Source organism: Streptomyces sp. NPDC085946, assembly GCF_044540485.1.
Lineage (GTDB): Bacteria > Actinomycetota > Actinomycetes > Streptomycetales > Streptomycetaceae > Streptomyces.
In genome coordinates this window covers 414,714-441,163 of record NZ_JBITSF010000003.1, presented here as the reverse complement: position 1 = coordinate 441,163, position 26,450 = coordinate 414,714, and the positions used below count along the sequence as shown (strand labels likewise).

The window sequence follows — 26,450 nt, the reverse complement described above, 5'->3', positions numbered from 1 at the left end:
CAAGGACCGTGATCGACGTGAAGGTCGGCATCCCCCGCGAGGTCAAGAACAACGAGTTCCGGGTGGCCATCACCCCCGCCGGCGTGCACGAGCTGGTGCGCCACGGCCACCAGGTCGTCATCGAGCGCGGCGCCGGGGTCGGCTCCTCGATCACGGACGCCGAGTACGTGGCCGCCGGTGCGCAGATCCTGGACACGGCCGACGAGGTGTGGGCCACCGCCGACCTGCTGCTGAAGGTCAAGGAGCCCATCGCCGAGGAGTACCACCGCCTCCGCAAGGACCAGACGCTCTTCACCTACCTGCACCTGGCCGCCTCCAAGGAGTGCACGGACGCCCTGCTGGAGTCCGGCACCACGGCGATCGCCTACGAGACGGTGGAGCTGCCGAGCCGCGCGCTGCCGCTGCTCGCCCCCATGTCCGAGGTCGCGGGCCGGCTGGCCCCGCAGGTCGGCGCCTACCACCTGATGCGCGCGGCCGGCGGCCGCGGCGTGCTGCCGGGCGGCGTGCCGGGCGTGACCCCGGCCAAGGCGGTCGTCATCGGCGGCGGCGTCTCCGGCTGGAACGCGACGCAGATCGCCGTCGGCATGGGCTTCGACGTGACCCTGCTCGACCGCGACATCAACAAGCTGCGCGAGGCCGACCGGATCTTCGGCACCAAGGTCAAGGCGATCATGTCCAACTCCTTCGAGCTGGAGAAGGCCGTCCTGGACGCCGACCTCGTCATCGGCGCGGTGCTCATCCCGGGCGCCAAGGCTCCCAAGCTGGTCACCAACGAGCTGGTGTCGCGGATGAAGCCGGGAAGTGTCCTTGTCGACATCGCGATCGACCAGGGCGGCTGCTTCGAGGACTCCCGTCCCACCACGCACGCCGAGCCGACCTTCACGGTGCACGACTCGGTCTTCTACTGCGTCGCCAACATGCCGGGCGCGGTGCCCAGCACCTCCACCAACGCGCTCACCAACGCCACGCTGCCGTACATCGTCTCTCTCGCGAACAACGGCTGGGCCGAGGCGCTGCGCCGCGACCCCGCGCTCGCCAAGGGCCTCAACACCCATGACGGCAAGGTCGTCTACCGCGAGGTCGCCGAGGCGCACGGCCTGGAGCACGTGGAGCTCGGCTCCCTGCTCGGCTGACCGTCCGGCCGACCGACGGGATCAAGTCATCTGCAGGTAAAAGGCGATACGTCAACAACGTTCGTCAACACCGCGCATCCGGCCGGACCTTGCCCGCAAGGTCCGGCCGGATGTGTGTATGGTCACTTCGCGCCGCTCGGGCAACTCGCCTCGAACGCAACCCTTCGACCGATTCGCACACCGGTGAAACCTGCCGTGCGACGGCCGTACGCCCTTGACAGCGGGATGTTTCATTGCCGACACATCGGGCCGGGTCCGGCGGATTGTGTTGCTGCGGACCGCCGACACGCCATAGAGTCGCCAATCGTCGGCATGGTGCCACGCTGACCTGTCTAGAAGTTTCCTGGTCACCAAGGAGGTAAGACGACTTGTGAATGAGTCGACATTTTCTCCCGGGGGTGGTCAACCAGGAACGCCTGCACGGGGCCAGGGGCCCGCGGGGTTCGAGGCTGTCGGCTCCGTCGCTGTGCGCACCTTCGCAGCCCACCAGAGTCGCCAGAGCCCAGGGGTGACTCACCCAGCACACCGAAGCATGGATGGCCATCACGTGAACGCCATGGCCGGCGACGGAAGTGGCGCGCCCCACAACCACTTCGCCGACTACGACGAACTGCCCGAGGGGCACTTCTACGACCCCGACGCCGAGTACGAGCCCGACCCCGAGTACGCGGCCACGCTCGCGCCCGACGCGGCCCGCCAGCGCCGTGAGCGCGTCGGCCCGACCGGGCGCCCGCTGCCGTACTTCCCGATCCCCGGCCCGCTGACCGACCACGGGCCCGCGACGATCATCGCGATGTGCAACCAGAAGGGCGGCGTCGGCAAGACGACGTCCACCATCAACCTGGGTGCCGCGCTCGCGGAGTACGGACGCCGTGTCCTGCTCGTGGACTTCGACCCGCAGGGCGCGCTGTCGGTCGGACTCGGCGTCAACCCCATGGAGCTGGACCTCACCGTCTACAACCTGCTCATGGAGCGGGGCCTGTCCGCCGACGAGGTGCTGCTGAAGACCGCGGTCCCCAACATGGACCTGCTGCCCAGCAACATCGACCTGTCGGCCGCCGAGGTCCAGCTGGTCTCCGAGGTCGCCCGCGAGTCCTCGCTGGCCCGTGCCCTGAAGCCGCTGCTGCCCGACTACGACTACGTCATCATCGACTGCCAGCCCTCGCTCGGCCTGCTCACGGTCAACGCCCTGACGGCCGCGCACAAGGTGATCGTGCCGCTGGAGTGCGAGTTCTTCGCGCTGCGCGGCGTGGCCCTGCTGACCGAGACCATCGAGAAGGTCCAGGAGCGGCTCAACCCGGAGCTGGAGCTCGACGGGATCCTGGCCACGATGTACGACTCGCGCACGGTGCACAGCCGCGAGGTGCTCGCCCGTGTCGTCGAGGCGTTCGACGACCACGTCTACCACACGGTCATCGGGCGCACGGTCCGCTTCCCGGAGACCACGGTCGCCGGCGAGCCGATCACCACGTACGCCTCCAACTCCGTCGGTGCCGCCGCCTACCGTCAGCTCGCCAGGGAGGTGCTCGCCCGGTGTCACGCCGAGTGAGTCTGCCGGGGGCCGACGAACTCTTCCGTACGACAGGGGGAACGGGGCTGCAGCCGTCCACCCCCAGGCGCCAGGCCAACGGCGACGTCCGGGTGCCCGCCCCCGCCCAGGAGGGCGACGCCGCGGCGGCCGCCGAGGACGCGCCGGTGTCGGTGCCCGTGCAGGGCGGCGACGGCGAGGGTGCCGAACACGTCGCGGCGGACGCGGACCCGGCCGAGGCCGGCGAGTCCCGCAGCCGCGGCGCGCGCCGCCCGGCGGCGCAGGAAGGTTCTGCCGGGGCCTCCGCCGCGCCGCGCAAGCGCGGGCGGACGGCCACGCGCCGCCCGAGCGGCCGCGAGCGGCACGACGAGAAGATCACCGTGTACGTCTCCGCCGAAGAGCTCATGGACCTGGAGCACGCCCGTCTCGTGCTGCGCGGCGAGCACGGGCTGGCCGTCGACCGGGGCCGGATCGTCCGCGAGGCGGTCGCCGTGGTCCTCGCCGACCTGGAGACCCGCGGGGACGCCAGCATCCTCGTACGGCGGCTGCGCGGACGGTAGCGGTAGCCTGCGAGGGCTATGACCTCGAACGGCACCCCAGTCCCCTCCTCCGGCCCGGCCGGCCGACGGCGTGCGCTGGGGAGGGGGCCGGGGGTGCCGCCCGCCGAGCAGGCGGCGATGCCGGTGCCGGTGCCGGTGCCGGTGCCTGGCGGACCCGATGCTGTCGAGTCCGAGTCCGAGTCCGAGCCGGGGCCCGTCGAGCCGGAGCCCGAGCCCGAGCCGGGGCCTGTGGAGTCCGGGCCCGCCGAGCCGGAGCCCGTCGATTCCGGGCCCGCCGAGTCCGAGTCCGTCCCCGACGGCGTCTTCAAGGTCCGGCTCGCGAACTTCGAGGGTCCCTTCGACCTGCTGCTCCAGCTGATCTCCCGGCACAAGCTGGACGTGACCGAGGTCGCGCTGTCGAAGGTGACCGACGAGTTCATGGCGTACATCCGGGCCAGGGGGCCGGACTGGGACCTGGACCGGACCACCGAGTTCCTGGTCGTCGCGGCCACCCTGCTCGACCTCAAGGCCGCGCGGCTGCTGCCCGCCGCCGAGGTCGAGGACGAGGCCGACCTGGCCCTGCTGGAGGCCCGGGACCTGCTCTTCGCCCGTCTGCTCCAGTACCGGGCGTACAAGCAGGTCGCGGACATCTTCGGCCGCCGGCTCGACGACGAGGCCCGGCGCCGTCCGCGCACCGTCGGGCTGGAGCCCCGGCACGCCGAGCTGCTGCCCGAGGTCGTCATCCGCATCGGCCCGGAGGGCTTCGCCAGGCTGGCGGTCAAGGCGATGCAGCCGAAGCCCAGGCCGCAGGTGTACGTGGAGCACATCCACGCGCCGCTGGTCAGCGTGCAGGAGCAGGCCGGGATCGTCGTCGCGCGGCTGCGGGAGCTCGGCGAGGCGAGCTTCCGGGACCTGGTGGCGGACACCGGGGACACCCTGACCGTCGTCGCCCGGTTCCTGGCGCTGCTGGAGCTGTACCGCGAGAAGGCCGTGGCGCTGGAGCAGGAGAGCGCGCTCGGCGAGCTGACCGTGCGCTGGACCGGCGGGGACGGGGACGAGGCGCCGGCCGTCACCGACGAGTTCGACCGGCCGTCCGAGCGGCCGCAGGAGAAGGGGAAGCCGTGAGCGAGGACACGACCGAGGCACCGGCCGGGCCGCGCGCCGTCGCGGACCTCGACCTCAAGCCCGCCCTGGAGGCGGTGCTCATGGTCGTGGACGAACCCGCGACCGAGGAGCACCTGGCGAGGATCCTGGAGCGGCCCCGGCGGCAGGTCGCGGACGCGCTGCGGGAGCTGGCCGACGAGTACACCGCGCAGGGACGCGGCTTCGAGCTGCGGTTCGTCGCCGGCGGCTGGCGGTTCTACACCCGCCCCGCCTACGCGCCCGCCGTCGAGCGGCTGGCCCTGGACGGCCAGACCGCCCGTCTCACCCAGGCCGCGCTGGAGACCCTGGCGGTGGTCGCCTACCGCCAGCCGGTCAGCCGCAGCCGGGTCTCCGCCGTGCGCGGAGTCAACTGCGACGGCGTGATGCGCACCCTCCTCCAGCGCGGTCTGGTCGAGGAGGCGGGCACGGAACCCGAAACAGGTGCGATCCTGTACAGGACGACGAACTACTTCCTGGAGCGGATGGGCCTGCGCGGCCTGGACGAGCTCCCGGAGCTCGCGCCCTTCCTCCCGGAGGCGGAGGCGATCGAGGCCGAGACGCTGGAAGGGGTCCCGTCGTTCGATCCGGACGCCCCGGATTCCGAGGACGCAGACGACAAGACGGAACTTTGATGCGAAGCAGCAGCGGCAGGAACAGCAGCGGAAACAACGGCGGGAGCCGTGGTGGCAACAGCGGCGGCCGCGGCGGGAGCGGCGGTGGCCGCGGTAACTACCGCGGCGCCGGCAACACCCGCGACGACAAGCAGGGCGGCCGTCCGAAGAAGCCGCGCCCCGAGGAGCGGCGCTACGACGTCGGCCCCGGCGCGACCCAGGACGGCCCGAAGTCGGGCCGCGGGCCGTCGGCGCGCGGTGGCGCCAAGGGCAGCCCCAGGAAGCCCCAGCAGCGCGGCCGGACGGCCCCGGCCACTTCGCGCGAGTACGAGACGCGGGCCGAGGAGCGCAACCGGGAGCGGTACGCGGGCAAGAAGGACATCAAGCTGCCCAAGACCTTCCCGGGCGCCGAGCAGGAGGGCGAGCGGCTGCAGAAGGTCCTCGCGCGCGCGGGCTACGGCTCCCGGCGGGCCTGCGAGGAGCTGATCGAGCAGGCGCGCGTCGAGGTCAACGGCGAGATCGTGCTGGAGCAGGGCAAGCGGGTCGACCCGGAGAAGGACGAGGTCAAGGTCGACGGCCTGACGGTCGCGACCCAGTCGTACCAGTTCTTCTCGCTGAACAAGCCCGCCGGTGTCGTCTCCACCATGGAGGACCCCGAGGGCCGGCAGTGCCTCGGCGACTACGTCACCAACCGCGAGACGCGGCTCTTCCACGTCGGCCGGCTCGACACCGAGACCGAGGGCGTCATCCTGCTCACCAACCACGGTGAGCTGGCGCACCGGCTGACGCACCCGAAGTACGGCGTGAAGAAGACCTACCTCGCGCACATCGTCGGCCCGATCCCGCGCGACCTCGGCAAGCGGCTCAAGGACGGCATCCAGCTGGAGGACGGCTACGCGCGCGCCGACCACTTCCGGGTCGTCGAGCAGACCGGCAAGAACTACCTCGTCGAGGTCACCCTCCACGAGGGCCGCAAGCACATCGTGCGCCGCATGCTCGCCGAGGCCGGGTTCCCGGTCGACAAGCTGGTGCGCACCGCGTTCGGGCCGATCACCCTGGGCGACCAGAAGTCGGGCTGGCTGCGGCGGCTGTCCAACACCGAGGTCGGGATGCTGATGAAGGAAGTCGACCTCTGAGGCTTGTGACGCACTCGCGCCCCCTTTTATAGTCGCAGTGACTATAAAAGGGGGCGCTCGTCATGGACGGGTACGACAAGCACGCCTACGAACCCTTCGCGGTCACCGTCGACCTCGCCGTCCTCACGATCCGCGCGGACGCGCTGCACGTCCTGCTCGTCGAGCGCGGGCAGGAGCCGTACGCGGGCCGCTGGGCGCTGCCCGGCGGGTTCGTGCGGCCCGACGAGTCCGCGGAGACGGCCGCCCGGCGCGAACTCGCCGAGGAGACCGGCCTGGCGGACGTCTCCGGACTGCACCTGGAGCAGCTGCGGACCTACAGCGAACCGGGCCGCGACCCCCGGATGCGGGTGGTCTCCGTCGCCTTCGCCGCGCTGCTGCCCGACGCGCCCGAGGCGCACGGCGGCAGCGACGCCGCCCAGGCCCGCTGGGTGCCGTACGGGACGGCCGGGCCGCTCGCCTTCGACCACGACCGGATCCTCGCCGACGCCCGGGACCGCGTCGGCGCCAAGCTGGAGTACACCTGCCTGGCCACGGCCTTCTGCCCGCCCGAGTTCACCCTCGGCGAGCTCCGGCGGGTCTACGAGACCGTGTGGGGCACCGCGCTCGACCGGCCCAACTTCCGGCGCAAGGTGCTCGCCACCCCGGGCTTCGTCGAGCCCGTGCCGGGTGCCGCGCGACTGACCGGCGGCCGCGGCAAGCCGGCCGCGCTGTACCGCGCGGGCAGCGCCGCCGCCCTCCACCCGCCCCTGCTGCGACCGACCCGGGAAGGACGCCCCGCATGACCACCACCGTCCGCAAGCAAGCCGCCACCGGAGCGCTCACCGGGCTGGCCCTCGGGGACGCCCTCGGCTTCCCCACAGAGTTCAACGACGTCCCGTCGATCCTGGCCAAGTGCGGTCCCTGGCGGGAGATGCCGCTGCCGACGCCGGCGGTCGTCACCGACGACACGCAGATGACCCTGGCGCTGGGGCGGGGGCTGCGCACGGCGATGGACCGGGGGGTGCTGGCGCCCGAGGGGATGGCGGAGGCAGTCCGGCGGGAGTTCGTCGCCTGGAACCGCTCCCCGGAGAACAACCGGGCCCCGGGCGCCACCTGCATCCGGGCCTGCGAACTCCTGGAGGACGCCGGCCGGCCCTGGCAGGACGCCAGCCAGATCCACTCCAAGGGCTGCGGAGCCGACATGCGGGTGGCGCCGATCGGGCTGGTGCCCGGACTGAGCGACGAACAGCGCGCGGGCGCCGCCCAGTTGCAGTCCGCCCTGACCCACGGGCACCCGACCGCGCTCGCCGCGTCCGACCTCACCGCGCACGCCGTACGGCTGCTCGCGCAGGGCGCCGAGCCGACCGGGCTGATCGGACGCCTGCGCTCCTACGCGCTGGAGAACCGCGGCCGCTACCACCACCGGTGGCTCGGCGACCTGTGGACCCGCGCCCAGGACCCGAGCCCCGAGCACTTCATCGCGCGCGGCTGGGACGAGTGCCTGACGGCCCTGGAGCGGCTCCGGGAGGCCGTCCGGACCGTCTCGCCGGAGACCGACCCGTGCCTCGCCACCGGCGCCGGCTGGATCGCCGAGGAGGCGCTGGCCACCGGGCTGCTGTGCTTCCTGCTCTTCGTCGACGAGCCGCTCACCGCCCTGCGCCGCGCCGCCTGCTCCTCCGGCGACTCCGACTCGATCGCCTGCCTGGCCGGCGCCTTCGCGGGCGCCCACCTGGGCGCGGACGCCTGGCCGGCCGAGTGGGCCGACCGGATCGAGTACCGCGGCGACCTGGTGACGCTCGGGGCGCTCTGGGACGCTTGAGCGATGATCGACACCCTCGACATCGACCTGGGCCCGGTGGTGGCCGAGCAGCCCGACCCCGTGCTGTTCGCCACCGTCTCCGGCGCCCACCTCTACGGCTTCCCGTCCCGCGACTCGGACGTGGACCTGCGGGGCGTCCACCTGCTGCCCGCCGCCGACCTCGTCGGACTGCGCGAGCCGGAGGAGACGCGGTCGCGGATGTGGGACCGCGACGGCGTGGAGATGGACCTCGTCACCCACGACCTGCGCAAGTTCGTCCGGCTGATGCTGCGCCGCAACGGCTACGTGCTGGAGCAGCTGCTCTCGCCGCTGGTCGTGCACACCACCGACGCCCACCGGGAACTGGCCGCCCTCGCGCCCGGCGTCCTCACCCGGCACCACGCCCACCACTACCGCGGCTTCGCCGCCACCCAGTGGCGGCTGTTCGAGAGGACCGGCGAGCTCAAGCCCCTGCTGTACACCTTCCGGGTACTGCTGACCGGCATCCACCTGATGCGCAGCGGCGAGGTGCAGGCCCACCTGCCGACCCTGCTCGGCGAGGCCGCCGCGCCCGCCTACCTGCCGGAGCTGATCGCCGCGAAGGCGGAGCGGGAGCACGGGGCGGCCGCCGTCGAGCACGCGCGCGTGCGGGCCGACGTGGAGAAGCTGCACGGCGCCCTGGACGAGGCGCAGGCCGTCTCAGACCTGCCCGACGCCCCCGGTGCCCACGACGCCCTGCACGACCTCGTCGTACGGGTCCGCCTGGCGGGCTGAGGCGCGGCGGGTGCGGACCAGGAAGTCCTCCACGCGGCGCCGGTCCGGCTCCTCCGGGAGGGGACTGCGGCGGGCGGCCTCCTCGGCCTCCGCCGCCAGGCGCGTCATCCGGGCCTCCACCTCCGCCCAGGGCACCTCGCCGCGCTTCACCGCCAGCAGCGGCTCGCGCAGGTCGCCGACGTCGACGGTCAGCGTGCCCGTGCGCAGCAGGTCGCGGACGCTCGTCAGCAGCCGCAGCAGGTGCATCGCGTGCTTCCAGCGCGGGGCGCCGTGCGTGCGGACGTCGGCCGCCAGCTTGCGGTGCTGGCCGCGGGCGTAGCGGACGAACGTCTCCCGGACCCGGCGGGACAGGAACGCCCCGCGCAGGTCCAGGAGTTCGCGGCCGGTGGCGTCGGCGTACTCCACGAGCGGGGAGTGCAGGCACTCCAGGATGTTCGGGTTGGCGCGCAGCGCCAGCTCGCAGAAGCGTTCCAGCTCCCAGCTGAACTGCTCCTCGGCCGGGCCCTCGACGTGCGTCGGGGGCTTGTCGAACCGCCAGAACAGGGGCGTGGGCGCCAGGAACACGCCCCGGCGGTCGGTGTCGCTGGCGTCCGTCGCCAGCCCGAAGGCGCGCGACCCCATGACGCAGGCGTAGACCGTGTGGTCGCGGACCAGGGCCAGGGGGGACGGAGGGGCCGGCGGCGTCGAGGGCTGGGGGCGCATGCCGGGAGCGTACGCGGATCCGCACGCCCGGCGGACCGCCGTTCCCCTCCACGGTGATCCGCCCTGCGGACCGCCCGGCGGCCGCCGCCCCGGGACGTCCGGGGGAACACGTGCGTGCGCGGCGCGGACACCCGTCTCACCCGGCGGGTGCCCTGCACCCGCACGGCCCGTGCTGGCTAGGCTGTACGGGCAAGCAGCGAACAGGCACGTCAGCGAGGAGCATCGCCGTGGCGGTACGAGCGGTCCGGGGCGCCGTCCAACTCGAGCGGGACGAGGCCGGCCACATGGACGAGCAGGTCGGAGCCCTCCTGACAGCCGTCCTGGAACGCAACGGCCTGACGGCGGACGACCTGATCAGCATCTGGTTCACGGCCACCCCCGACCTGCACAGCGACTTCCCCGCGGCCGCCGCCCGCAAGCTCGGCATCATCGACGTGCCGCTGATCTGCGCCCAGGAACTCGACATCGAGGGCGCCATGCCCCGCGTCGTCCGGCTCCTCGCGCACGTCGAGTCCGACCGGCCCCGCGCCGAGATCGCGCACGTCTACCTCGGCGCCGCGGCCGCCCTGCGCAAGGACATCGCCCAGTGAGGACCGCACTCGTCATCGGCACCGGCCTCATCGGCACCTCCGCCGCCCTCGCCCTCACCCGGCGGGGCGTCGCCGTGCACCTCGCCGACCACGACCCGGAGCAGGCCCGGACGGCCGCCGCGCTCGGCGCCGGCACCGACGAGGCCCCCGACGGACCCGTCGACCTCGCGCTCGTCGCCGCGCCCCCGGCGCACGTGGCGGACGTGCTCGCCGACGCCATGCGCCGGGGCGTGGCCCGCGGCTACGCCGACGTCGCCAGCGTCAAGGGCGGCCCGCGCCGCGAGCTCCAGGCCCGCGGCCTGGACCTGACGTCGTACATCGGCACGCACCCCATGTCCGGCCGGGAGAAGTCCGGCCCGCTGGCCGCCACCGCCGACCTGTTCGAGGGCCGCCCCTGGGTGCTGACACCGACCCGGGACACCGACACCGAGGTGCTGAACCTCGCCCTCGAACTGGTCTCGCACTGCCGCGCCGTGCCGGTCGTCATGGACGCCGACGCCCACGACCGCGCCGTGGCACTCGTCTCCCACATGCCCCACCTGGTCTCCAGCCTGGTCGCCGCCCGCCTGGAGCACGCCGAGGAGGCGGCCGTGCGGCTGTGCGGGCAGGGCATCCGGGACGTCACCCGGATCGCCGCCTCGGACCCGCGGATGTGGATCGACATCCTCTCCGCCAACCCCGGGCCGGTCGCCGACCTGCTCAGCGACGTCGCCGCCGACCTGGAGGAGACCGTGCGGGCCCTGCGCGCCCTGCAGTCCTCCGACGAGGACAAGCGCCGCGAGGGCACCGCCGGCGTCGAGGACGTGCTGCGCCGCGGCAACGCGGGCCAGGTCCGCGTCCCCGGCAAGCACGGCACCGCCCCGCGGGCGTACGAGACGGTCGCCGTCCTCATCGACGACCAGCCCGGGCAGCTGGCCCGCATCTTCGCGGACGCGGAGAGGGCCGGGGTCAACGTCGAGGACGTCCGCATCGAGCACGCGACCGGGCAGCAGGCCGGCCTCGTCCAGCTCCTCGTGGAGCCGAAGGCGGCGCCGGTGCTGACCGCCGCGCTGCGCGAGCGCGGCTGGGCGATCCGGCAGTAGCGGACCGCGCGGGGGGCGGGGCCCCCCCCCCCCCCCCCCCCGGCGGGGGGGGGGCGCCCCCCCCCCCCCCCCCGGGGGGGGCCGGCCCCCCCCCCCCCCCCCGCGGCTGGGGGCGCCCGGGGGGGCGGGGGGCCCCCCCGCGGGGGGGCGGGGGGGGGGGGGCCCCCCCCCCGCCCCGCGGCCGGGGGGGGGGCGGGCCCCCCCCCCCCCCCCCCCGCGGCCGGACGAGTGACGCACACCCAGTAACCTTGTGCAGGGCAGTCGCGCCCCGCTCCCCGCCCGTCAGGTCCAGGAAGGTCTCCCACTGTGGAAAGCGCCACGCCAGTGATTGTCGCCATCGACGGCCCCTCAGGCACGGGCAAGTCGAGCACGTCGAAGGCCGTGGCGGCCCAGCTCGGCCTGAGCTACCTGGACACCGGCGCCCAGTACCGGGCGATCACCTGGTGGATGGTGAACAACGGCATCGACGTCGACGACCCCGCCGCGGTCGCGGCCGCGGCCGGCAAGCCGGAGATCGTCTCCGGCACCGACCCGCACCACCCGGCCATCACGGTCGACGGCGTGGACGTCGCCGGACCGATCCGCACCCAGGAGGTCACCTCCCGGGTCAGCGCCGTCAGCGCGGTGCCGGAGGTGCGGGCCCGGATCACCGAGCTCCAGCGTTCCATCGCGGCCTCCGCCGTCACCGGGATCGTCGTCGAGGGCCGCGACATCGGCACCACCGTGCTGCCCGACGCCGACCTGAAAATCTTCCTCACCGCCTCGGCCGAGGCCCGCGCCGCCCGCCGCAGCGGGGAGCTGAAGGGCGCCGACGTCAACGCCACCCGCGAGGCCCTGATCAAGCGGGACGCCGCCGACTCCAGCCGCAAGACCTCGCCGCTGGCCAAGGCGGACGACGCCGTCGAGGTGGACACCACCGAGCTCACGCTGGCGCAGGTCATCGAGTGTGTCGTCACCCTCGTCGAGGAGAAGCGGGCCGGGAAGTGACCTCGCCGTCCGTCCCGTCCGAGAAGGGCGCCGAAGTCGGGCGGCGCATCGGCGTCGGCCTGATGTACGGGCTGTGGAAGCCGCGCGTGCTCGGTGCCTGGAAGGTGCCCGCGACGGGCCCGCTGATCTTCGCCGTCAACCACTCCCACAACATCGACGGCCCGATGGTCATGGGCGTCGCGCCCCGGCCGACGCACTTCCTGATCAAGAAGGAGGCGTTCGTCGGCCCGCTCGACCCCTTCCTGACCGCCATCGGCCAGGTGAAGGTGGACCGGGACACCACCGACCGCACGGCCATCGGCCGGGCGCTGGGCGTCCTGGAGGCCGGCGGCGTCCTCGGCATCTTCCCCGAGGGCACCCGCGGCGAGGGCGACTTCGCCGCGCTGCGCGCCGGGCTCGCCTACTTCGCGCTCCGCAGCGGCGCGCCGATCGTCCCGGTCGCCGTCCTGGGAAGTTCCGAGCGGCGCGGACGGTTGATGAAGGGGCTGCCTCCGCTGCGCTCCCGCGTCGACGTCGTCTTCGGCGAGCCCTTCGAGGCGGGCGACGGCAGCGGACGGCGCACCCGCAAGGCGCTGGACGAGGCGACCGAGCGGATCCAGAAGCAGCTCACCGCGCACCTGGAGCACGCCCGGCGGCAGACCGGCCGCCGGCCGGGCCCGGGCGTCTGACGCCCGGAAAACGCCGGGCGGCCGACCGGGCGCCGGGCGACACTGAGTAGTGGGCCGCCCCGGACCGGGCGGCCCACCGACCACCACACCGAACGACGAGGTACCGACTTCATGAACGACCACATCCAGCCCGACGGCTCGGACGCGTACGAGGGCGCGCACGAGCACGACCACGGGGCTCTCGGCGACGCCGAGTTCGCGGAGTTCATGGAGCTCGCCGCGGAAGAGGGCTTCGACGTCGAGGACGTCGAGGGCGCGATCGAGGCGGCCGGCCACGGCCCGCTGCCCGTCCTCGCCGTCGTCGGCCGCCCCAATGTCGGCAAGTCGACCCTGGTGAACCGCATCATCGGCCGCCGCGAGGCGGTCGTCGAGGACAAGCCGGGCGTCACCCGCGACCGCGTCACCTACGAGGCCGAGTGGGCGGGCCGCCGCTTCAAGGTCGTCGACACCGGGGGCTGGGAGCAGGACGTCCTCGGCATCGACGCCTCCGTGGCCGCGCAGGCCGAGTACGCGATCGAGGCCGCCGACGCGGTCGTCTTCGTCGTCGACGCCAAGGTCGGCGCCACCGACACCGACGAGGCGGTCGTCCGCCTGCTGCGCAAGGCCGGCAAGCCGGTGGTGCTGTGCGCCAACAAGGTGGACGGCCCCAGCGGCGAGGCCGACGCGGCGTACCTGTGGTCGCTGGGCCTCGGCGAGCCCCACCCGGTCTCCGCGCTGCACGGCCGCGGCACCGGCGACATGCTCGACCAGGTCCTGGAGGTGCTGCCCGAGGCGCCGCGCGAGACGTTCGGCGGGGGCGGCATCGGCGGCCCGCGCCGGGTGGCCCTCATCGGCCGCCCCAACGTCGGCAAGTCCTCGCTGCTGAACAAGGTGGCCGGCGAGGAGCGCGTCGTCGTCAACGAGCTGGCCGGCACCACCCGCGACCCGGTCGACGAGCTGATCGAACTCGGCGGCGTGACCTGGAAGTTCGTCGACACGGCCGGCATCCGCAAGCGCGTCCACCTCCAGCAGGGCGCCGACTACTACGCCTCGCTGCGCACCGCCGCCGCCGTCGAGAAGGCGGAGGTCGCCGTCGTCCTCCTCGACGCCTCCGAGTCGATCTCGGTGCAGGACCAGCGCATCCTCACCATGGCCGTCGAGGCGGGCCGCGCGCTGGTGCTCGCGTTCAACAAGTGGGACACCCTCGACGAGGAGCGCCGCTACTACCTGGAGCGGGAGATCGAGACCGAGCTCGGCCAGGTGTCCTGGGCGCCCCGGGTGAACGTCTCGGCGCGCACCGGCCGGCACATGGAGAAGCTGGTCCCGGCGATCGAGACGGCGCTGGCCGGCTGGGAGACCCGTGTTCCCACGGGCCGGCTGAACGCCTTCCTCGGCGAGCTGGTCGCCGCCCACCCGCACCCGGTCCGGGGCGGCAAGCAGCCGCGCATCCTGTTCGGCACGCAGGCGGGCACCAAGCCGCCGCGGTTCGTGCTGTTCGCCTCCGGCTTCATCGAGGCGGGCTACCGGCGCTTCATCGAGCGCCGGCTGCGCGAGGAGTTCGGCTTCGAGGGGACCCCGATCCACATCTCGGTGCGGGTGCGCGAGAAGCGCGGCGCGAAGAAGAAGTAGCGCCGGTAGGCGGACAGCGCGCAGGGGCGGCCCCGACCGGGGCCGCCCCTGCGCGCTGTCCGTCAGTTGCCGCCCCGCCGGGCGGGCGGCAGTGCGGCCGGCGCCTGCTGCCCCCCGGCGCCCTGCCCGCCGATCGTCCCGACGCGCTGCCACTGCGGCTGGTGCCCGCTGCCCTGCCGGGCGCTCTGCGCACCCGCGCTGTAGGCGCTGTACGAGCCGCCGTACGACCCCGTGGTCGTGTACGCCCCCGACCCCGTGTACGACCCCGTGCTCCCGTACGACCCCGTGCCGCCGTACGACGCCGTGTCCGAGCTGTGCGGGAGGGTCCCGAAGGCGGTGAAGCCGAGCTTCTCCTCGCCGCTGCGGTCGCCCGGCAGCGAGCGGAAGGACTTGACGTACTCGGCGTAGAGCGCGTCGTAGATCGGCGTGGCCGACGGACCGCCCTGGCAGTCCTGCGCCGGCCGGGGCGGGGGCACTTCCCTGCCCGGGCGGAGCCGGGAGCCGGGGGCGGGGATCGGCGAGAGGGACTGGCGGCGGGGAACCTCGTATGCGTGCACGCAGTTCCAAACGACCCCGCGGTCCAAGGGATGCGGCTCGCTGCGGCGTTCGGGCCGGCGGCGGCTGTCGTCCCGGCCCGCGGGGCGGCGGCCGCTCCCGGTCCGGCGCCGGCCGGGTGCCGGACCGGGAGCCGGTCAGGTCCCGGCGAGCGGCAGCGCCGCCGCGACCAGCTGCCCGTTCGCCGCGGCCTTGTCCAGGGCGTCGCGCAGCAGGTCCTCGCGCGGCTGGCGGCCGATCGCCCCCACCGGCGCCGCGAACATCAGCACCTGCTGGTGCTTGTTGGCGGCCGTGCGCCAGCCCTCCGTGACCTGGAGGGGATGGTGCGCCTGCCACCAGGCCACCGGCCGGCCGCCCACGGGCGAGGGCTGGAGCACCGCGTGCAGCCGGCCCATGGCGAGCAGCACGGACCAGCCGTGCAGGACGGACGGCACGGCGGACAGCTCGGTCACGGGCAGGAAGCCCTGCTCGATGAGGAGCGGCAGGAAGTCGTCGCCGCTGCCGGTCGCGCCGGGCCGGGCGATGGGCGCGGTCGGCTCGACGACCAGGGCGGGGTGCAACTCCCCGGCGATCAGGACCAGTCCGCTGGTCACCCCGAGCACGGCCTGCTCGGGCGCGACCTTGTCGGGCTCCAGGTCGACGGTGTCGCCGGCGATGGACTTCACGGCGCCCCGGAGCTGCTCCTCGGTGACCCTGACGACCTGCGAGGGCAGGCAGCCCGCGTGGGCGAAGGCGAGGACGGCGGTCTCGTCCCCGATGAACAGCACGGTGCTGGTGCGCTCCTGCTGGGAATCGCCCGGAGTGCGGCAGGACGTGCAGTCGTAACTGCCCGGGGCGGACTCCCCGGCGAGCAGGCGGTCGGCTTCTTCGTCGCCGATCTCGGCGCGTACCTCGTCGCTGACGTCGAGCATGCGCGGCACGGGTGGCTCCCTCGGGATGCGGTACATGGCGAGGCCGGGTGGCTCCCGGCCCGTGGTCCGGGGTGGGTCCCCGGCTCATGAAGAAGACAACGGGTGATCTGTGGCGGGAGTCACGCCCTACGGCGAACGGAATCGAACCATCCTGCGCGCACGGTGACGGGCTGCGCGGAACCGGGCACTCATCGTCAACTCCGGGCCGCGTCAACGGCGTTGACGAGGTGAAGTGGGTCACAGATCGCCGTCCGCGCTGGTCGACAAATCCCGAAATCGGTGAATGAAGTGGGTGACCGGAAATCGCCGCTACCGCCAGTAACGTCGAACTGGCCAGCGACAACGAGGAGTTGGTTGATGTCACCCGGACGGGCTCCTTACATTCCTCCGCCGTGTGCAGAGAGCACCGCTCGGGTCCGTCCGCCGGCCGCAGCACCGCACGGCTCACCGCACCACCTCCGGCGGACGGGGCGAGCGCGACCGCCGCGCCCCCGCGCGGCCGGTGGCGTTCCGCCTTGCGGGATCCGGGTCGTTCCGAGAGGGACCTACATGTCCGAATGTGCCGATACCACCCGTGACGACGCCCGGAAGACGCCGACGCGGCCGCAGGAGACGCGGCCGCGTGCGACGCAGGCCCGGACGACGGCGGTCCTCGCCGGCGCGGCACTGCTCGCGCCGCTGGGACTGCTGGCCGCGACCGGCAACGCCGTCGCGGCGGACGGCGGCGTGTGGGACCGCATCGCCCGGTGCGAGAGCGGCGGAAACTGGCACATCAACACCGGCAACGGCTACTACGGCGGACTCCAGTTCTCCGCCTCCACCTGGCGCGCGTACGGCGGGACGGCCTACGCGCCGACCGCCGACCGGGCGACCAAGGACCAGCAGATCGCCGTCGCCACCCGGGTCCAGCGCGCCCAGGGGTGGGGCGCCTGGCCGACCTGCTCGGCACGGGCCGGGGCGTACGGCGGCGCACCCGCGGCGCCCGCCGCCGAGGCGGCTCCGGAGCGGGCGGCCCCGGCCCCGCCGGCGAAGGCGCCGGTACGCGCGTCGGGCCATTCCGGCCGCGGCTCGTCCCGGGGCGACCACACCGTCCGCGAGGGCGAGACCCTCAGCGGCATCGCCGCCCGGCACGGCACGACCTGGCAGCGCCTGTACGCCGCCAACAGGGCGGTCATCGGCGGGAATCCCGACGTGATCGTGCCCGGCCAGCGCCTGGACGTCTGAGCCGTACCCTCCCGCCCGGGCCCGGGGCCCCGTCCGGGCCGGGCGGGATCCCCGGAGCTGTGCTCCCGGCCCTTCCGGGCGGCCGGGTGCCGGGACCGTCCGGGAGCGGCCAGCGCCTGGACGTCTGAGCCGCGCCCTCCCGCCCGGGCCCGGGGCCCGTCCGGCCGTCCGAGCCGGGCGGGAACCCCGGCCCGGTCCCTTCCGGGCGGCCCGGTGCCGGGACCGTCCGGGAGCGGTCTGGGGCACAGCTCCGGGGCCGAGCGGCCGGGGGGCGGTTCCGGCGGGCGGTCGCCGCTGACCTCGTTCCCGCGGCCGCCCCGCCGGAGGCGACGGCACGGCCGTCGGGGGCAGGGGCTGTCCGCGACGGCCGGCGGCCCCGCCCCCGTGGTGGAGGCCTCGGCACGTCTGCTGTCCCTCCTCCGGGCCCGCCGGGAGTGGGCGGGCCCCGGTCTGGCCGAGCGCCCGGAGGTCGGCGCACGCACCCTGCGCCGGACGTGGCCCGGCCGCGCGGACCCGGCCACCCCGCCGCCGCCGGCCCCGGCACCGGCGGCGGGTACCGGCTCGGCGCGGGCGCCGAACCGCCGCCGCTGCCGGGGAACGAGGAGGCCGTCGTCGTCGGCCCGCGCACCGCCGCCGGCCAGGGCGTCGAGGGCATCGGCGAGACCTAGGTGCGGGCCCCGGCCGAGCCGGAGCAGGTGCTGCCGGAGCAGATACTGCCGGACCGGCTGCGCCGCCGGTTGAGCGCGCTGAACGCTTACCGTGCCGGGGCCGCGCGGTCCGTGGCCGGGCGTCGTCGGCCCGGTCGTGCTCACCGAGCCCGTCCGCCTGTGCCGGGACGCCGAGCGGCTGCGTTTCACCGTGCCGGGGCCGCGCGGTCCGTGGCCGGGCGTCGTCGGCCCGGTCGTGCTCACCGAGCCCGTCCGCCTGTGCCGCCACGTCGAGCGGCTGCACTTCGCGTACCGGAGCCACCATGGCACCGCCACGCGCCGCACCGTCGGACCGCACCGCCCGGCGTGCTGCGAGCGCCGCCGGTACCGGGCCGCCCGGGACCCCGGCCGGGAGGCCCGGCACACCTTCCGCGTCGACCGCGTCACCCCGAGGCCGCCGCACGGCCCGCGCTCCGTCCCGCGCGGGCCGCCCGCCGAGGACCTCGCCGCGTACGTCTCCCGGGCGTCTCCACGCGCGTGTACGCCACGCACGGCCTCGTCCGGCCCCGGTGCCCGTGGCGGAGGCCGCCGAGGGGGCTCGCCCACCGACGGGGTGCCGGGGGTGGAGGGGCCGGACGGCCTCCTGCCGCGCACCGGGCCGCCGGCCTCGACGCGATGGTCGTCCGCGTGATGAATGCCCGGCTTCGGCTCCGGGGCGCTGTGGAGCCCGTCGAGCCGGTCGACGCGGTCAGGACCGTTCGGGACCGGCCTGCTCGCTCTCCGGTTCGGGCTGAGGGATCTCCGCCGCGTACTGCGGGTAGTGCAGGTCGAACGCCGGGGCCTCCGAGCGGATCCGGGGCAGCTCCGTGAAGTTGTGCCGGGGCGGCGGGCAGGAGGTCGCCCACTCCAGGGACCGGCCGAAGCCCCACGGGTCGTCGACGCCGACCTCCTCGCCGTACTTCGCGGTCTTCCAGACGTTGTAGAGGAACGGCAGCGTCGAGAAACCGAGCAGGAACGCGCCGATCGTCGAGACGGTGTTCAGCGCGGTGAAGCCGTCCGCGGCGAGGTAGTCGGCGTACCGGCGGGGCATGCCCTCCGCGCCCAGCCAGTGCTGCACCAGGAACGTCAGGTGGAAGCCGACGAACAGCGTCCAGAACTGGATCTTGCCGAGCCGCTCGTCGAGCAGCTTGCCGGTGAACTTCGGCCACCAGAAGAAGAAGCCGGCGAAGATCGCGAAGACGACCGTGCCGAACACCACGTAGTGGAAGTGGGCGACGACGAAGTACGAGTCCGTGACGTGGAAGTCCAGCGGCGGCGACGCCAGGATCACCCCGGTCAGCCCGCCGAACAGGAACGTCACCAGGAAGCCCGTCGCCCACAGCATCGGCGTCTCGAAGGACAGCGAGCCCTTGATCATGGTGCCGGTCCAGTTGAAGAACTTCACGCCCGTCGGCACCGCGATCAGGAAGCTCATGAAGGAGAAGAACGGCAGCAGCACCGCGCCCGTGGCGAACATGTGGTGCGCCCACACCACCACCGACAGCCCGGTGATCGCCATGGTCGCGCCGACCAGCGTCAGGTAGCCGAACATCGGCTTGCGGCTGAAGACCGGGATGATCTCCGTGATGATCCCGAAGAACGGCAGCGCGATGATGTAGACCTCGGGATGGCCGAAGAACCAGAACAGGTGCTGCCACAGGATCGCCCCGCCGTTGGCCGCGTCGAAGACCTGCGAGCCGAACCGCCGGTCCGCCTCCAGCACCAGCAGCGCCGCCGCCAGCACCGGGAACGCGATGAGGATCAGGATCGACGTGAACAGCGTGTTCCAGGTGAAGATCGGCATCCGGAACATCGTCATGCCCGGCGCGCGCATCCCGATGATGGTGGTGACGAAGTTGACCGCGCCGAGGATCGTGCCGAACCCGGACAGCGCCAGGCCCATGATCCACAGGTCGGGGCCGATGCCGGGGGAGTGCGCCGAGTCGTTCAGCGGCGCGTAGGCGAACCAGCCGAAGGCGGCCGGCCCCGAGGGCACCAGCAGCGAGCCGAGCACGATCAGCCCGCCGAACAGGAACAGCCAGTACGAGAGCATGTTCAGCCGCGGGAAGGCGACGTCGGGCGCGCCGATCTGCAGCGGCATCAGCTCGTTGGCGAAGCCCGCGAAGCTCGGGGTCGCAAACAGCAGCAGCATGATCGTGCCGTGCATCGTGAACAGCTGGTTGAACTGCTGGTTGTCGATGATCTGCAGCCCGGGCCGGGCCAGCTCGGCGCGCATCACCAGCGCCATCGCGCCGCCGATCAGGAAGAACGCGAACGACGTGATCAGGTAGAGGTGCCCGATCTTCTTGTGGTCGGTGGTGGTGAGCCAGTCGACCACCACCCGCCCGTGCCGCGACCTCGGCACGGGCCGCGCCGGTGTCCGTGCGGTGTGCGTCCCCATCGCTCGCCCCTTCGCTCTCCGCGTCCCGGGCCCGCCCAGCCCGCGCCACACGTACCCGCGAGCTCCCGCCATGATGCGCGCGCCGCCGTGCGCCGCGACAGGGGGCCCGCCACGGCCGCTGCGCCGCGACGGTGCATTTCCCGTCCGGCCGGCGGTTCCCGCGGCGCGGTGCGGCGGCGGAATGGAATGGCGCCGGGGAACACTTCTCCCGGCACTTTCGGCCCGGCTTTCGGGCGCGTCCGTGTGACACGCGGGAATTACGATCGAATGCCTGCGGAAGGCGTACGGAACCGTCCTTCCGTGTGACGGACCGCAGTCGAAACCGCTGTCGTGATCTTGTGACAGAAGTGTGACGGGGGAGGGACCGGGCCCGGACGTTCCCGGGCGCTCCTTCCCCGCCCGCCGGGCAGGACATAGCGTGGCCGCATGGCATCCATTCCGACACCCCCCGCCGAACCCCACGACAGCCCCGACGCGTACGTCGGCCTCGACGCCGACGGCGCCGAGCGCCGCGCGCGCGAGCGCGGCTGGTCGGCGGTGCGCTCGCTGCCGCCGGGGGCGATCATCACCATGGAGTACCGGGTGGGCCGGCTGAACTTCGAGGTCGAGGACGGCCGGGTCAAGCGGGCCTGGAAGGGCTGACGCACGGCGACGGCCCCGGCTCCCTCACGAGGGAGCCGGGGCCGTCGCCGTGACGGGGGCCGTGCGTACCGCGTCCGCCGGCCGGTCAGCCGCCCGCGAACGGACGGGCCGACGAGCCGGTGCCGCGCGGGTGGCGCTCCGGGTGCGGGGGACGCCGGCTGCCGGCCGGGGTGACCGGGGTGCGCTCGGAGCGGGCCGTGTGCGGGCCCGGGGCCAGGTAGACGGGCGCGCGGGACGGGCGGGCCGCGGAGACCGGCTCGCGGGCCGCGGGGTCCTGCCGGCCGGCGGTGCCGTACGGCGTCACCGTGACCGGCGGCCCCGGGGGCACCGCCCCCGGAGCCGCGCGTCGCGCGCCCAGGCGGCTGCTCAGGCGGTCGCGCCGGTCGAGGATCCAGGCCTCCGCGCGGGTGATCAGCGGCTCGAACCACGGCAGGGCGAGCAGGATCAGCAGGCCCGCGGCCCAGCCGAGGAGCACGTCGCTCAGCCAGTGCGTACCGAGGTAGACCGTGGCCATGCCGACGCCGAGGGAGGTCACCGCGGACACGGCGGACAGCCAGCGCCGCGCTCTCGGGGTGGAGGCCAGGTAGGCCAGGATCCCCCAGGTCACGACTGCGTTGGCGGTGTGACCGCTCGGAAATATATCGCCGCCGAGCCACATCTCGTTCGAGCCGATCTCGGTCGCGTAGTGCGGTCCCAGCCGGCCCATGCCGTACTTGGCGGCGCCGACCGTGACGTTCAGCAGCAGCAGGGAGACGCCGAGCGCGAGCAGCGGCCGCAGCGTGTGCTGCCGCCAGGAGCGCCAGCCCAGCCAGGCCGCGACCATCACGGCGGTCGGGCCGCGCTGGCCGACCACCACGTAGTAGTCGACGAACCAGTGGATCTCCGACCACTGCTGGTACGGCCGGAAGAACATGACCTGCCAGTCCAGCCGGACCAGCCAGGAGGTGATCAGCACGGCCCACACGATCGCCCCGTAGAAGGCCAGGGTCGCCGCGAAGAGCACGATGCGGTGCCGGCTCATCCTGGGCACGTCGATGTGGGCCGGCCGTTCCGGCTCACGATCCAGCCTGGCGAACACCCGGTCCAGACGGGTGAGCTTCCGTTCGGTACGCACCCAATCGACGTTACAGCGAGTGAGCTCTCAACCCCGTCGATTCAGCGGCTTTGTGATGACGATGTGATGTGGGATTGCTCTCAGGAGGATGTTTATTTCCACGTTATCCGCTATCGGCGGCGGCTGCGGACTTCAATTCCTTTGATCAGCCCGGCGGCGCGTTTCATCGCGCTTTTGAATTCATTCACCGGGCCATGGCGCGCTATTCTCCCGCCGCTCACCGTGGGTCACGGCGGACCGGAGCCGTTCAGCCAGAACGCCCCGTACGCCGCCGACACCGCCGCCACCGCGGCCACGACCGCCGCCGACCTGCGGGTCCGCAGCCGGGCCAGGGCCAGGGCGAGGGGCAGCAGCAGCGGGAAGGCGGGCAGCAGCAGACGCGGTTTCGAGCCGAAGTAGCTCGACGCGCACAGCGCGAGCGCGGTGACGACCCCCGCGTACACCAGCAGCGGCAGCGGCTGGCCCTGCCGTACGCAGACGGCGTACAGCCACACCACCAGGCCGACGCCGGCGAGCAGCGCGAGGCCCGCGAGGGCGGACGGGAACGACGTGAACTTGGCGGCGACGAAGCGGGCGAAGGCGTAGCCGCCGTCGAAGCCGTTGCGCCAGCCGGCCTGCACGTCGAGGTAGCCGAGCGGGCCCCGGCCGGTACGGTGGCCGACCCACAGGACGTACCCGGCGGCGCCGAGCGGGGCGAGCAGCAGACCGAGGGCGCGGCGCACGGGTGCGCCGTACGCGCCCGGCGCCGCCGGTGCGCGCCGGGCCGGCCCGGCGCCGGCCGGGACGGGGGCGCGTTCCCCGGTGCGCGCGCCGTGCGGCGCGGCCGCGCTGCGGTCCCGCACGAACGAGGCGGCCCCGGCGGCCCACACCGCCGCGACGACCGCGATCCCCACCGGGCGGGTCAGCCCCGCCAGCAGGGCGAGACCGCCCGCCGTCGCCCAGCGGCCGGTGAGCACCGCGTACAGCGCCCAGGCGGCGAGCGCCGTGAACAGCGACTCGCTGTACGCCATCGACTGCACGATCCCGACCGGCAGGACCGCCCACAGCAGCACGGCGCACACCCCCGCCCGGCGGCCGTACACCAGGTCGGCCACCGCGAAGATCCCCCAGGCCGCGGCGAGCGAGGCGAGCAGGCCGACGACGAAGCCCCCGTCGGCGTGCGACAGCGGCGACACCGCCGCGACCAGCCGCTCCAGCCACGGCAGCAGCGGGAAGAACGCCAGGTCCGAGTGGACGTCGCCGTTCGGCAGGCGCACCTCGTGGCCGTAGCCCCGCTCGGCGACCCGCGCGTACCAGAGGGCGTCCCAGCGGGCGGTCAGCAGGGTGTACGCGCTCTTGTCGCGCGCCGTGCTCCACAGGGCCAGCACCAGCAGGCCCAGGGCGCGCACCGCCGCGTACCCGAGGAGCGCCGGGGCGGCCCGGCGCAGTGCCCCGGAACGGGCGGGTGCGCCCCGCGTCGCGCATTCGATCACGGGCCCGATTATCGACCGGAGCGGCAGCCGGGGGGCTCCGTCGCGGCAGCGCGCGCCGGATGGCCGAGTGGCGTACGCCACACCCGATCCGCCGGAACGGTGAGAGCTCCGCCACTCGGCTCCCGTGCGGACTCGCGTACTCTGACGTGTCACTCGCCCTTCGTTGCGCGGGCCGGAGACCACCGCTCCTCTCCGGCCGAGTCACGGGGACCCCGCCCCGTGAGCCCGCCGAACGCGAGGGAACATCTGGGAGGTACGTACATGTCCGGGACGACCACGGCCGGCGCCGCGCTGCGCCGTCGGGCGGCCGGGGCCGGTGCCAACCGCTGGGTCGTCCTCTTCGTCCTCTGCGTCAGCCTGCTGCTCGTCGCCGTCGACGCGACCGTGCTGCACGTGGCGATCCCCGCCGTGTCCGAGGACCTCAGGCCCGGCGGGATCGAACTGCTCTGGATCGTCGACGCCTATCCGCTCGTCTGCGCCTCGCTGCTGATCCTGTTCGGCACGCTGGGCGACCGCGTCGGCCGCAGGAGGGTCCTCCTCCTGGGGTACGCGCTGTTCGGCGTCGCCTCCGCGCTGGCGGCCCTGGCGGACAGCGCCCAGGTGCTGATCGCGGCGCGTGCGCTGCTCGGCGTCGGCGGCGCGATGATCATGCCCGCCACGCTGTCGATCCTGCGGCAGGTCTTCCCCGACCGGCGCGAGCGGGCGCTCGCGATCGGCGTGTGGAGCGCGGTGGCCGCGGTGGGCGCGGCGGTCGGCCCGCTGCTCGGCGGCTTCCTGCTGGAGCACTTCTGGTGGGGCGCGGTCTTCCTCGTGAACATCCCGCTGATGCTGGTCAGCCTGCCGGTGGGCAGGCTGCTGCTGCCCGAGTCCAAGGGGGAGCGCGACGGGCCGTGGGACGTGGTCGGCGCGCTGATGGCGGCGGCCGGGCTGTTCGGGGTGGTGCTCGGCGTGAAGCGGCTCGGGACCGGCGAGCCGGCCGGCGGCCTGTTCACCGTGGCGCCCCTGGCCGTGGGCGCGGTGCTGCTGGCCCTCTTCGTCCGCCGGCAGCGGCGCCGGACCCACCCGCTGGTCGACCTGCGGATGTTCGCGCGGCCGGCGTTCAGCACGTCCGTGGGGTGCATCGTGCTGGCGATGCTGGCCCTGGTCGGGCTGGAGCTCATCGCGGCGCAGTACCTCCAGCTGGTGCTGGGGCTGTCCCCGCTGCAGACGGGGCTGCGGCTGCTGCCGCTGACCTTCGCGGCGATGGCGGCGGGGCTCGCGGGCGCGCGGATGCTGCGGCGGTTCGGGCCGCGGCGCATGGTCTGCTCCGGGTTCTGCCTGACGGCGGCGGCCGTGGTGCTGCTGACGGGGCTGGGCCGCACGGACCAGTGCGCCCTGATGCTGTCCGGGTTCGTGCTGCTCGGCTTCGGGCTGGAGACCACGCTGTTCGGGGCGTACGAGTCGATGCTCAGCGAGGCCCCGCCGGCACAGGCCGGTGGCGCGGCGGCGATCGGCGAGACCTCCTACCAGCTGGGCGCGGGCATCGGCATCGCGCTGCTGGGCACGGTGATGAACGCGGCGTACGCGCCGGGGCTGGCGGGCGTGCCCGGGGTCCCCGCCTCGGCGTCGGGGGCGGCCGCCCACTCGCTGGGCGAGGCGTACGAGGTCGCCGCGCAGCTGGGCGGGCCGGCCGGAGCCGCCCTGCGGTACGCCGCGCGGGACGCCTTCGTGCACGGGCTGCACGTGACGCTGCTGGTCAGCGCGGGGTTGTTGCTGCTGGGGGCCGCGATGGCGCTGCGGCTGCCGCAGATGATGCAGTGCGGTCCGGTGGAGGTCCCCTCGCCGAGGGAGTCCGTGGAGGACCGGGTCTCCGTCTGACCCCGCCGGCCGGCGGTGCGTGGGTGGGATCACCCTGGACGTGAGCGACACTGCGTCGTAACGTCTGCCCGGAGTCCCGACTAGCGGCGCTAGTTTTACTGCCCCGGAGGGTGTCCCATGTCCGCGTCCCCGAAGCTGCCCCCGTTCGACCCCGCCGACCCGCTCGGCCTCGACGACCTGCTGGACCCGGAGGACCGGGCCGTCCGGGACACCGTGCGGACCTGGGCCGCCGACCGCGTCCTGCCGTACGTCGCCGAGTGGTACGAGAAGGGCGAGCTGCCCGTCGTCCGGGACCTGGCCCGGGAGCTCGGCGGGATCGGCGCGCTCGGGATGTCGCTCGACGGGTACGGGTGCGCCGGGGCCACCGCCGTGCAGTACGGCCTGGCCTGCCTGGAACTGGAGGCCGCCGACTCCGGGATCCGCTCCCTGGTCTCCGTGCAGGGCTCGCTCGCCATGTACGCGATCCACCGGTTCGGCAGCGAGGAGCAGAAGCAGCGGTGGCTGCCGCGCATGGCCGCCGGCGAGGTCATCGGCTGTTTCGGGCTCACCGAGCCCGACCACGGCTCCGACCCCGCCTCCATGCGGACGTACGCCAAGCGCGACGGCGGCGACTGGGTGCTCAACGGGCGCAAGATGTGGATCACCAACGGGTCGGTCGCCGGTGTCGCCGTCGTGTGGGCGCAGACCGACGAGGGCATCCGCGGCTTCGTCGTGCCGGCCGGCAGCCCCGGCTTCTCCGCGCCGGAGATCAGGCACAAGTGGTCGTTGCGGGCCTCCGTCACCAGCGAACTCGTGCTGGACGACGTACGGCTGCCCGCCGACGCCGTGCTGCCGGAGGTGACCGGGCTGCGCGGCCCGCTCAGCTGTCTGTCCCATGCCCGGTACGGCATCGTGTGGGGGGCGATGGGCGCGGCCCGCTCGTGCTTCGAGGCCGCCGTCGACTACGCGAAGTCCCGGGAGCAGTTCGGGCGGCCCATCGGGGGTTTCCAGCTGACGCAGGCCAAACTCGCCGACATGGCGGTGGAACTGCACAAGGGGATGCTGCTCGCCCATCACCTGGGGCGCCGCATGGACGCCGGCCGCCTGCGTCCCGAGCAGGTCAGCTTCGGCAAACTCAACAACGTGCGGGAGGCGATCGAGATCTGCCGCACGGCCCGGACCGTCCTGGGCGCCAACGGGATCTCCCTGGAGTACCCCGTCATGCGGCACGCGACCAACCTGGAATCGGTGCTCACCTACGAGGGCACCGTCGAAATGCACCAGCTCGTGCTGGGCAAGGCGCTCACCGGACTCGACGCGTTCCGGTAGAC

At 73.8% G+C, this 26,450-nt stretch carries 26 protein-coding genes; 20 read left to right on the top strand and 6 right to left on the bottom strand.

Features of this window, described 5'->3' with window-relative positions; translation table 11 throughout:
* The first annotated feature begins 8 nt into the window (after positions 1-8).
* From ald to ACIF8T_RS09895, 9 genes are all read left to right on the top strand, one after another.
* Entirely contained in the window at positions 9-1,133 is a 1,125-nt protein-coding gene (gene ald / locus ACIF8T_RS09935; RefSeq protein ID WP_400033047.1) for an alanine dehydrogenase, read from the top strand.
* Between the two features lie 556 nt (positions 1,134-1,689).
* Positions 1,690-2,682, top strand: coding sequence for a ParA family protein (locus ACIF8T_RS09930; protein WP_400033118.1), 993 nt, complete (start codon positions 1,690-1,692; stop codon positions 2,680-2,682).
* Positions 2,667-3,221 carry a hypothetical protein gene (locus ACIF8T_RS09925; RefSeq protein WP_400033045.1) on the top strand — a complete coding sequence of 185 codons (555 nt, stop codon included), beginning with the start codon at positions 2,667-2,669 and terminating at the stop codon, positions 3,219-3,221. Before ACIF8T_RS09930 ends, ACIF8T_RS09925 begins: the two co-directional genes overlap by 16 nt.
* Before the next feature lie 18 nt (positions 3,222-3,239).
* Complete coding sequence (locus ACIF8T_RS09920; RefSeq protein ID WP_400033043.1) at positions 3,240-4,325, top strand: segregation and condensation protein A; 1,086 nt, start codon at positions 3,240-3,242, stop codon at positions 4,323-4,325.
* On the top strand, positions 4,322-4,975 hold the full coding sequence (gene scpB / locus ACIF8T_RS09915; RefSeq protein WP_400033041.1) for an SMC-Scp complex subunit ScpB: 654 nt from the start codon (positions 4,322-4,324) through the stop codon (positions 4,973-4,975). Before ACIF8T_RS09920 ends, scpB begins: the two co-directional genes overlap by 4 nt.
* Positions 4,975-6,090, top strand: coding sequence for a pseudouridine synthase (locus tag ACIF8T_RS09910; protein WP_400033039.1), 1,116 nt, complete (start codon positions 4,975-4,977; stop codon positions 6,088-6,090). Before scpB ends, ACIF8T_RS09910 begins: the two co-directional genes overlap by 1 nt.
* Before the next feature lie 62 nt (positions 6,091-6,152).
* Complete coding sequence (locus ACIF8T_RS09905; protein ID WP_400033037.1) at positions 6,153-6,872, top strand: NUDIX hydrolase; 720 nt, start codon at positions 6,153-6,155, stop codon at positions 6,870-6,872.
* The gene (locus ACIF8T_RS09900; protein WP_400033035.1) at positions 6,869-7,888 is read left to right on the top strand and encodes an ADP-ribosylglycohydrolase family protein; all 1,020 of its coding nucleotides are present in this window, start codon (positions 6,869-6,871) and stop codon (positions 7,886-7,888) included. Before ACIF8T_RS09905 ends, ACIF8T_RS09900 begins: the two co-directional genes overlap by 4 nt.
* A gap of 3 nt (positions 7,889-7,891) precedes the next feature.
* Positions 7,892-8,641 carry a DNA polymerase beta superfamily protein gene (locus tag ACIF8T_RS09895; RefSeq protein ID WP_400033033.1) on the top strand — a complete coding sequence of 250 codons (750 nt, stop codon included), beginning with the start codon at positions 7,892-7,894 and terminating at the stop codon, positions 8,639-8,641.
* Here ACIF8T_RS09895 and ACIF8T_RS09890 read toward each other — a convergent pair.
* On the bottom strand, positions 8,567-9,343 hold the full coding sequence (locus ACIF8T_RS09890) for a DNA polymerase beta superfamily protein (protein WP_400033031.1): 777 nt from the start codon (positions 9,341-9,343) through the stop codon (positions 8,567-8,569). The two genes, ACIF8T_RS09895 and ACIF8T_RS09890, sit on opposite strands and share 75 nt — an antisense overlap.
* Positions 9,344-9,570: 227 nt before the next feature.
* Here ACIF8T_RS09890 and aroH point away from each other — a divergent pair, with 227 nt between their 5' ends.
* From aroH to der, 5 genes are all read left to right on the top strand, one after another.
* Positions 9,571-9,933, top strand: coding sequence for a chorismate mutase (aroH, locus tag ACIF8T_RS09885; RefSeq protein WP_400033029.1), 363 nt, complete (start codon positions 9,571-9,573; stop codon positions 9,931-9,933).
* Positions 9,930-11,015: a prephenate dehydrogenase gene (locus ACIF8T_RS09880; RefSeq protein WP_400033027.1), complete on the top strand. Its 1,086-nt coding sequence runs from the start codon at positions 9,930-9,932 to the stop codon at positions 11,013-11,015. The genes aroH and ACIF8T_RS09880 overlap by 4 nt, the downstream gene beginning before the upstream one ends.
* Positions 11,016-11,339: 324 nt before the next feature.
* Complete coding sequence (cmk, locus tag ACIF8T_RS09875) at positions 11,340-12,002, top strand: (d)CMP kinase (protein WP_400033025.1); 663 nt, start codon at positions 11,340-11,342, stop codon at positions 12,000-12,002.
* Positions 11,999-12,670, top strand: coding sequence for a lysophospholipid acyltransferase family protein (locus ACIF8T_RS09870; protein ID WP_400033023.1), 672 nt, complete (start codon positions 11,999-12,001; stop codon positions 12,668-12,670). The genes cmk and ACIF8T_RS09870 overlap by 4 nt, the downstream gene beginning before the upstream one ends.
* A 111-nt stretch (positions 12,671-12,781) precedes the next feature.
* Positions 12,782-14,278 carry a ribosome biogenesis GTPase Der gene (der, locus tag ACIF8T_RS09865; protein ID WP_400033021.1) on the top strand — a complete coding sequence of 499 codons (1,497 nt, stop codon included), beginning with the start codon at positions 12,782-12,784 and terminating at the stop codon, positions 14,276-14,278.
* Positions 14,279-14,340: 62 nt separating this feature from the next.
* On the opposite strand, the gene ACIF8T_RS09860 is transcribed toward der, so the two are convergent.
* A complete protein-coding gene (locus ACIF8T_RS09860; protein WP_400033019.1) occupies positions 14,341-14,835 on the bottom strand; it encodes a hypothetical protein in 495 nt (164 codons plus the stop codon).
* Between the two features lie 135 nt (positions 14,836-14,970).
* The gene (locus ACIF8T_RS09855) at positions 14,971-15,753 is read right to left on the bottom strand and encodes a hypothetical protein (protein ID WP_400033017.1); all 783 of its coding nucleotides are present in this window, start codon (positions 15,751-15,753) and stop codon (positions 14,971-14,973) included.
* A 540-nt stretch (positions 15,754-16,293) separates the two neighbouring features.
* Between ACIF8T_RS09855 and ACIF8T_RS09850 the strand changes: the two genes are divergently transcribed.
* From ACIF8T_RS09850 to ACIF8T_RS09840, 3 genes are all read left to right on the top strand, one after another.
* Positions 16,294-16,968, top strand: coding sequence for a transglycosylase family protein (locus ACIF8T_RS09850; RefSeq protein ID WP_400033015.1), 675 nt, complete (start codon positions 16,294-16,296; stop codon positions 16,966-16,968).
* Between the two features lie 494 nt (positions 16,969-17,462).
* Positions 17,463-17,636 carry a hypothetical protein gene (locus ACIF8T_RS09845; protein ID WP_400033013.1) on the top strand — a complete coding sequence of 58 codons (174 nt, stop codon included), beginning with the start codon at positions 17,463-17,465 and terminating at the stop codon, positions 17,634-17,636.
* A gap of 136 nt (positions 17,637-17,772) precedes the next feature.
* Complete coding sequence (locus ACIF8T_RS09840) at positions 17,773-18,306, top strand: WYL domain-containing protein (RefSeq protein WP_400033011.1); 534 nt, start codon at positions 17,773-17,775, stop codon at positions 18,304-18,306.
* Between the two features lie 57 nt (positions 18,307-18,363).
* Here ACIF8T_RS09840 and ctaD read toward each other — a convergent pair whose 3' ends face one another.
* Positions 18,364-20,055: a cytochrome c oxidase subunit I gene (ctaD, locus tag ACIF8T_RS09835; protein ID WP_400033009.1), complete on the bottom strand. Its 1,692-nt coding sequence runs from the start codon at positions 20,053-20,055 to the stop codon at positions 18,364-18,366.
* Between the two features lie 426 nt (positions 20,056-20,481).
* On the opposite strand from ctaD, the gene ACIF8T_RS09830 reads away from it, so the two are divergent.
* On the top strand, positions 20,482-20,697 hold the full coding sequence (locus tag ACIF8T_RS09830) for an I78 family peptidase inhibitor (protein ID WP_400033007.1): 216 nt from the start codon (positions 20,482-20,484) through the stop codon (positions 20,695-20,697).
* Positions 20,698-20,782: 85 nt separating this feature from the next.
* Here ACIF8T_RS09830 and ACIF8T_RS09825 read toward each other — a convergent pair whose 3' ends face one another.
* Positions 20,783-21,811, bottom strand: a complete 1,029-nt coding sequence (locus ACIF8T_RS09825; RefSeq protein WP_400033005.1) for a phosphatase PAP2 family protein — start codon at positions 21,809-21,811, stop codon at positions 20,783-20,785.
* A 227-nt stretch (positions 21,812-22,038) separates the two neighbouring features.
* Complete coding sequence (locus ACIF8T_RS09820) at positions 22,039-23,283, bottom strand: hypothetical protein (RefSeq protein ID WP_400033003.1); 1,245 nt, start codon at positions 23,281-23,283, stop codon at positions 22,039-22,041.
* 261 nt (positions 23,284-23,544) lie between these two features.
* Here ACIF8T_RS09820 and ACIF8T_RS09815 point away from each other — a divergent pair, with 261 nt between their 5' ends.
* Both ACIF8T_RS09815 and ACIF8T_RS09810 read left to right on the top strand, forming a co-directional pair.
* Positions 23,545-25,140 carry an MFS transporter gene (locus ACIF8T_RS09815; RefSeq protein ID WP_400033001.1) on the top strand — a complete coding sequence of 532 codons (1,596 nt, stop codon included), beginning with the start codon at positions 23,545-23,547 and terminating at the stop codon, positions 25,138-25,140.
* A 117-nt stretch (positions 25,141-25,257) separates the two neighbouring features.
* Positions 25,258-26,448, top strand: coding sequence for an acyl-CoA dehydrogenase family protein (locus ACIF8T_RS09810; protein WP_400032999.1), 1,191 nt, complete (start codon positions 25,258-25,260; stop codon positions 26,446-26,448).
* Positions 26,449-26,450: the final 2 nt, after the last annotated feature.

Bases quoted from the DNA above. Each gene is read 5' to 3' on its own strand.
- ACIF8T_RS09930 (WP_400033118.1), top strand. From the start codon at position 1,690: ATGGCCGGCGACGGAAGTGGCGCGCCCCACAACCACTTCGCCGACTAC.
- ACIF8T_RS09920 (WP_400033043.1), top strand. From the start codon at position 3,240: ATGACCTCGAACGGCACCCCAGTCCCCTCCTCCGGCCCGGCCGGCCGA.
- ACIF8T_RS09910 (WP_400033039.1), top strand. From the start codon at position 4,975: ATGCGAAGCAGCAGCGGCAGGAACAGCAGCGGAAACAACGGCGGGAGC.
- ACIF8T_RS09905 (WP_400033037.1), top strand. From the start codon at position 6,153: ATGGACGGGTACGACAAGCACGCCTACGAACCCTTCGCGGTCACCGTC.
- ACIF8T_RS09900 (WP_400033035.1), top strand. From the start codon at position 6,869: ATGACCACCACCGTCCGCAAGCAAGCCGCCACCGGAGCGCTCACCGGG.
- ACIF8T_RS09895 (WP_400033033.1), top strand. From the start codon at position 7,892: ATGATCGACACCCTCGACATCGACCTGGGCCCGGTGGTGGCCGAGCAG.
- ACIF8T_RS09890 (WP_400033031.1), bottom strand. From the start codon at position 9,343: ATGCGCCCCCAGCCCTCGACGCCGCCGGCCCCTCCGTCCCCCCTGGCC.
- der (WP_400033021.1), top strand. From the start codon at position 12,782: ATGAACGACCACATCCAGCCCGACGGCTCGGACGCGTACGAGGGCGCG.
- ACIF8T_RS09850 (WP_400033015.1), top strand. From the start codon at position 16,294: ATGTCCGAATGTGCCGATACCACCCGTGACGACGCCCGGAAGACGCCG.
- ctaD (WP_400033009.1), bottom strand. From the start codon at position 20,055: ATGGGGACGCACACCGCACGGACACCGGCGCGGCCCGTGCCGAGGTCG.
- ACIF8T_RS09830 (WP_400033007.1), top strand. From the start codon at position 20,482: ATGGCATCCATTCCGACACCCCCCGCCGAACCCCACGACAGCCCCGAC.
- ACIF8T_RS09815 (WP_400033001.1), top strand. From the start codon at position 23,545: ATGTCCGGGACGACCACGGCCGGCGCCGCGCTGCGCCGTCGGGCGGCC.
- ACIF8T_RS09810 (WP_400032999.1), top strand. From the start codon at position 25,258: ATGTCCGCGTCCCCGAAGCTGCCCCCGTTCGACCCCGCCGACCCGCTC.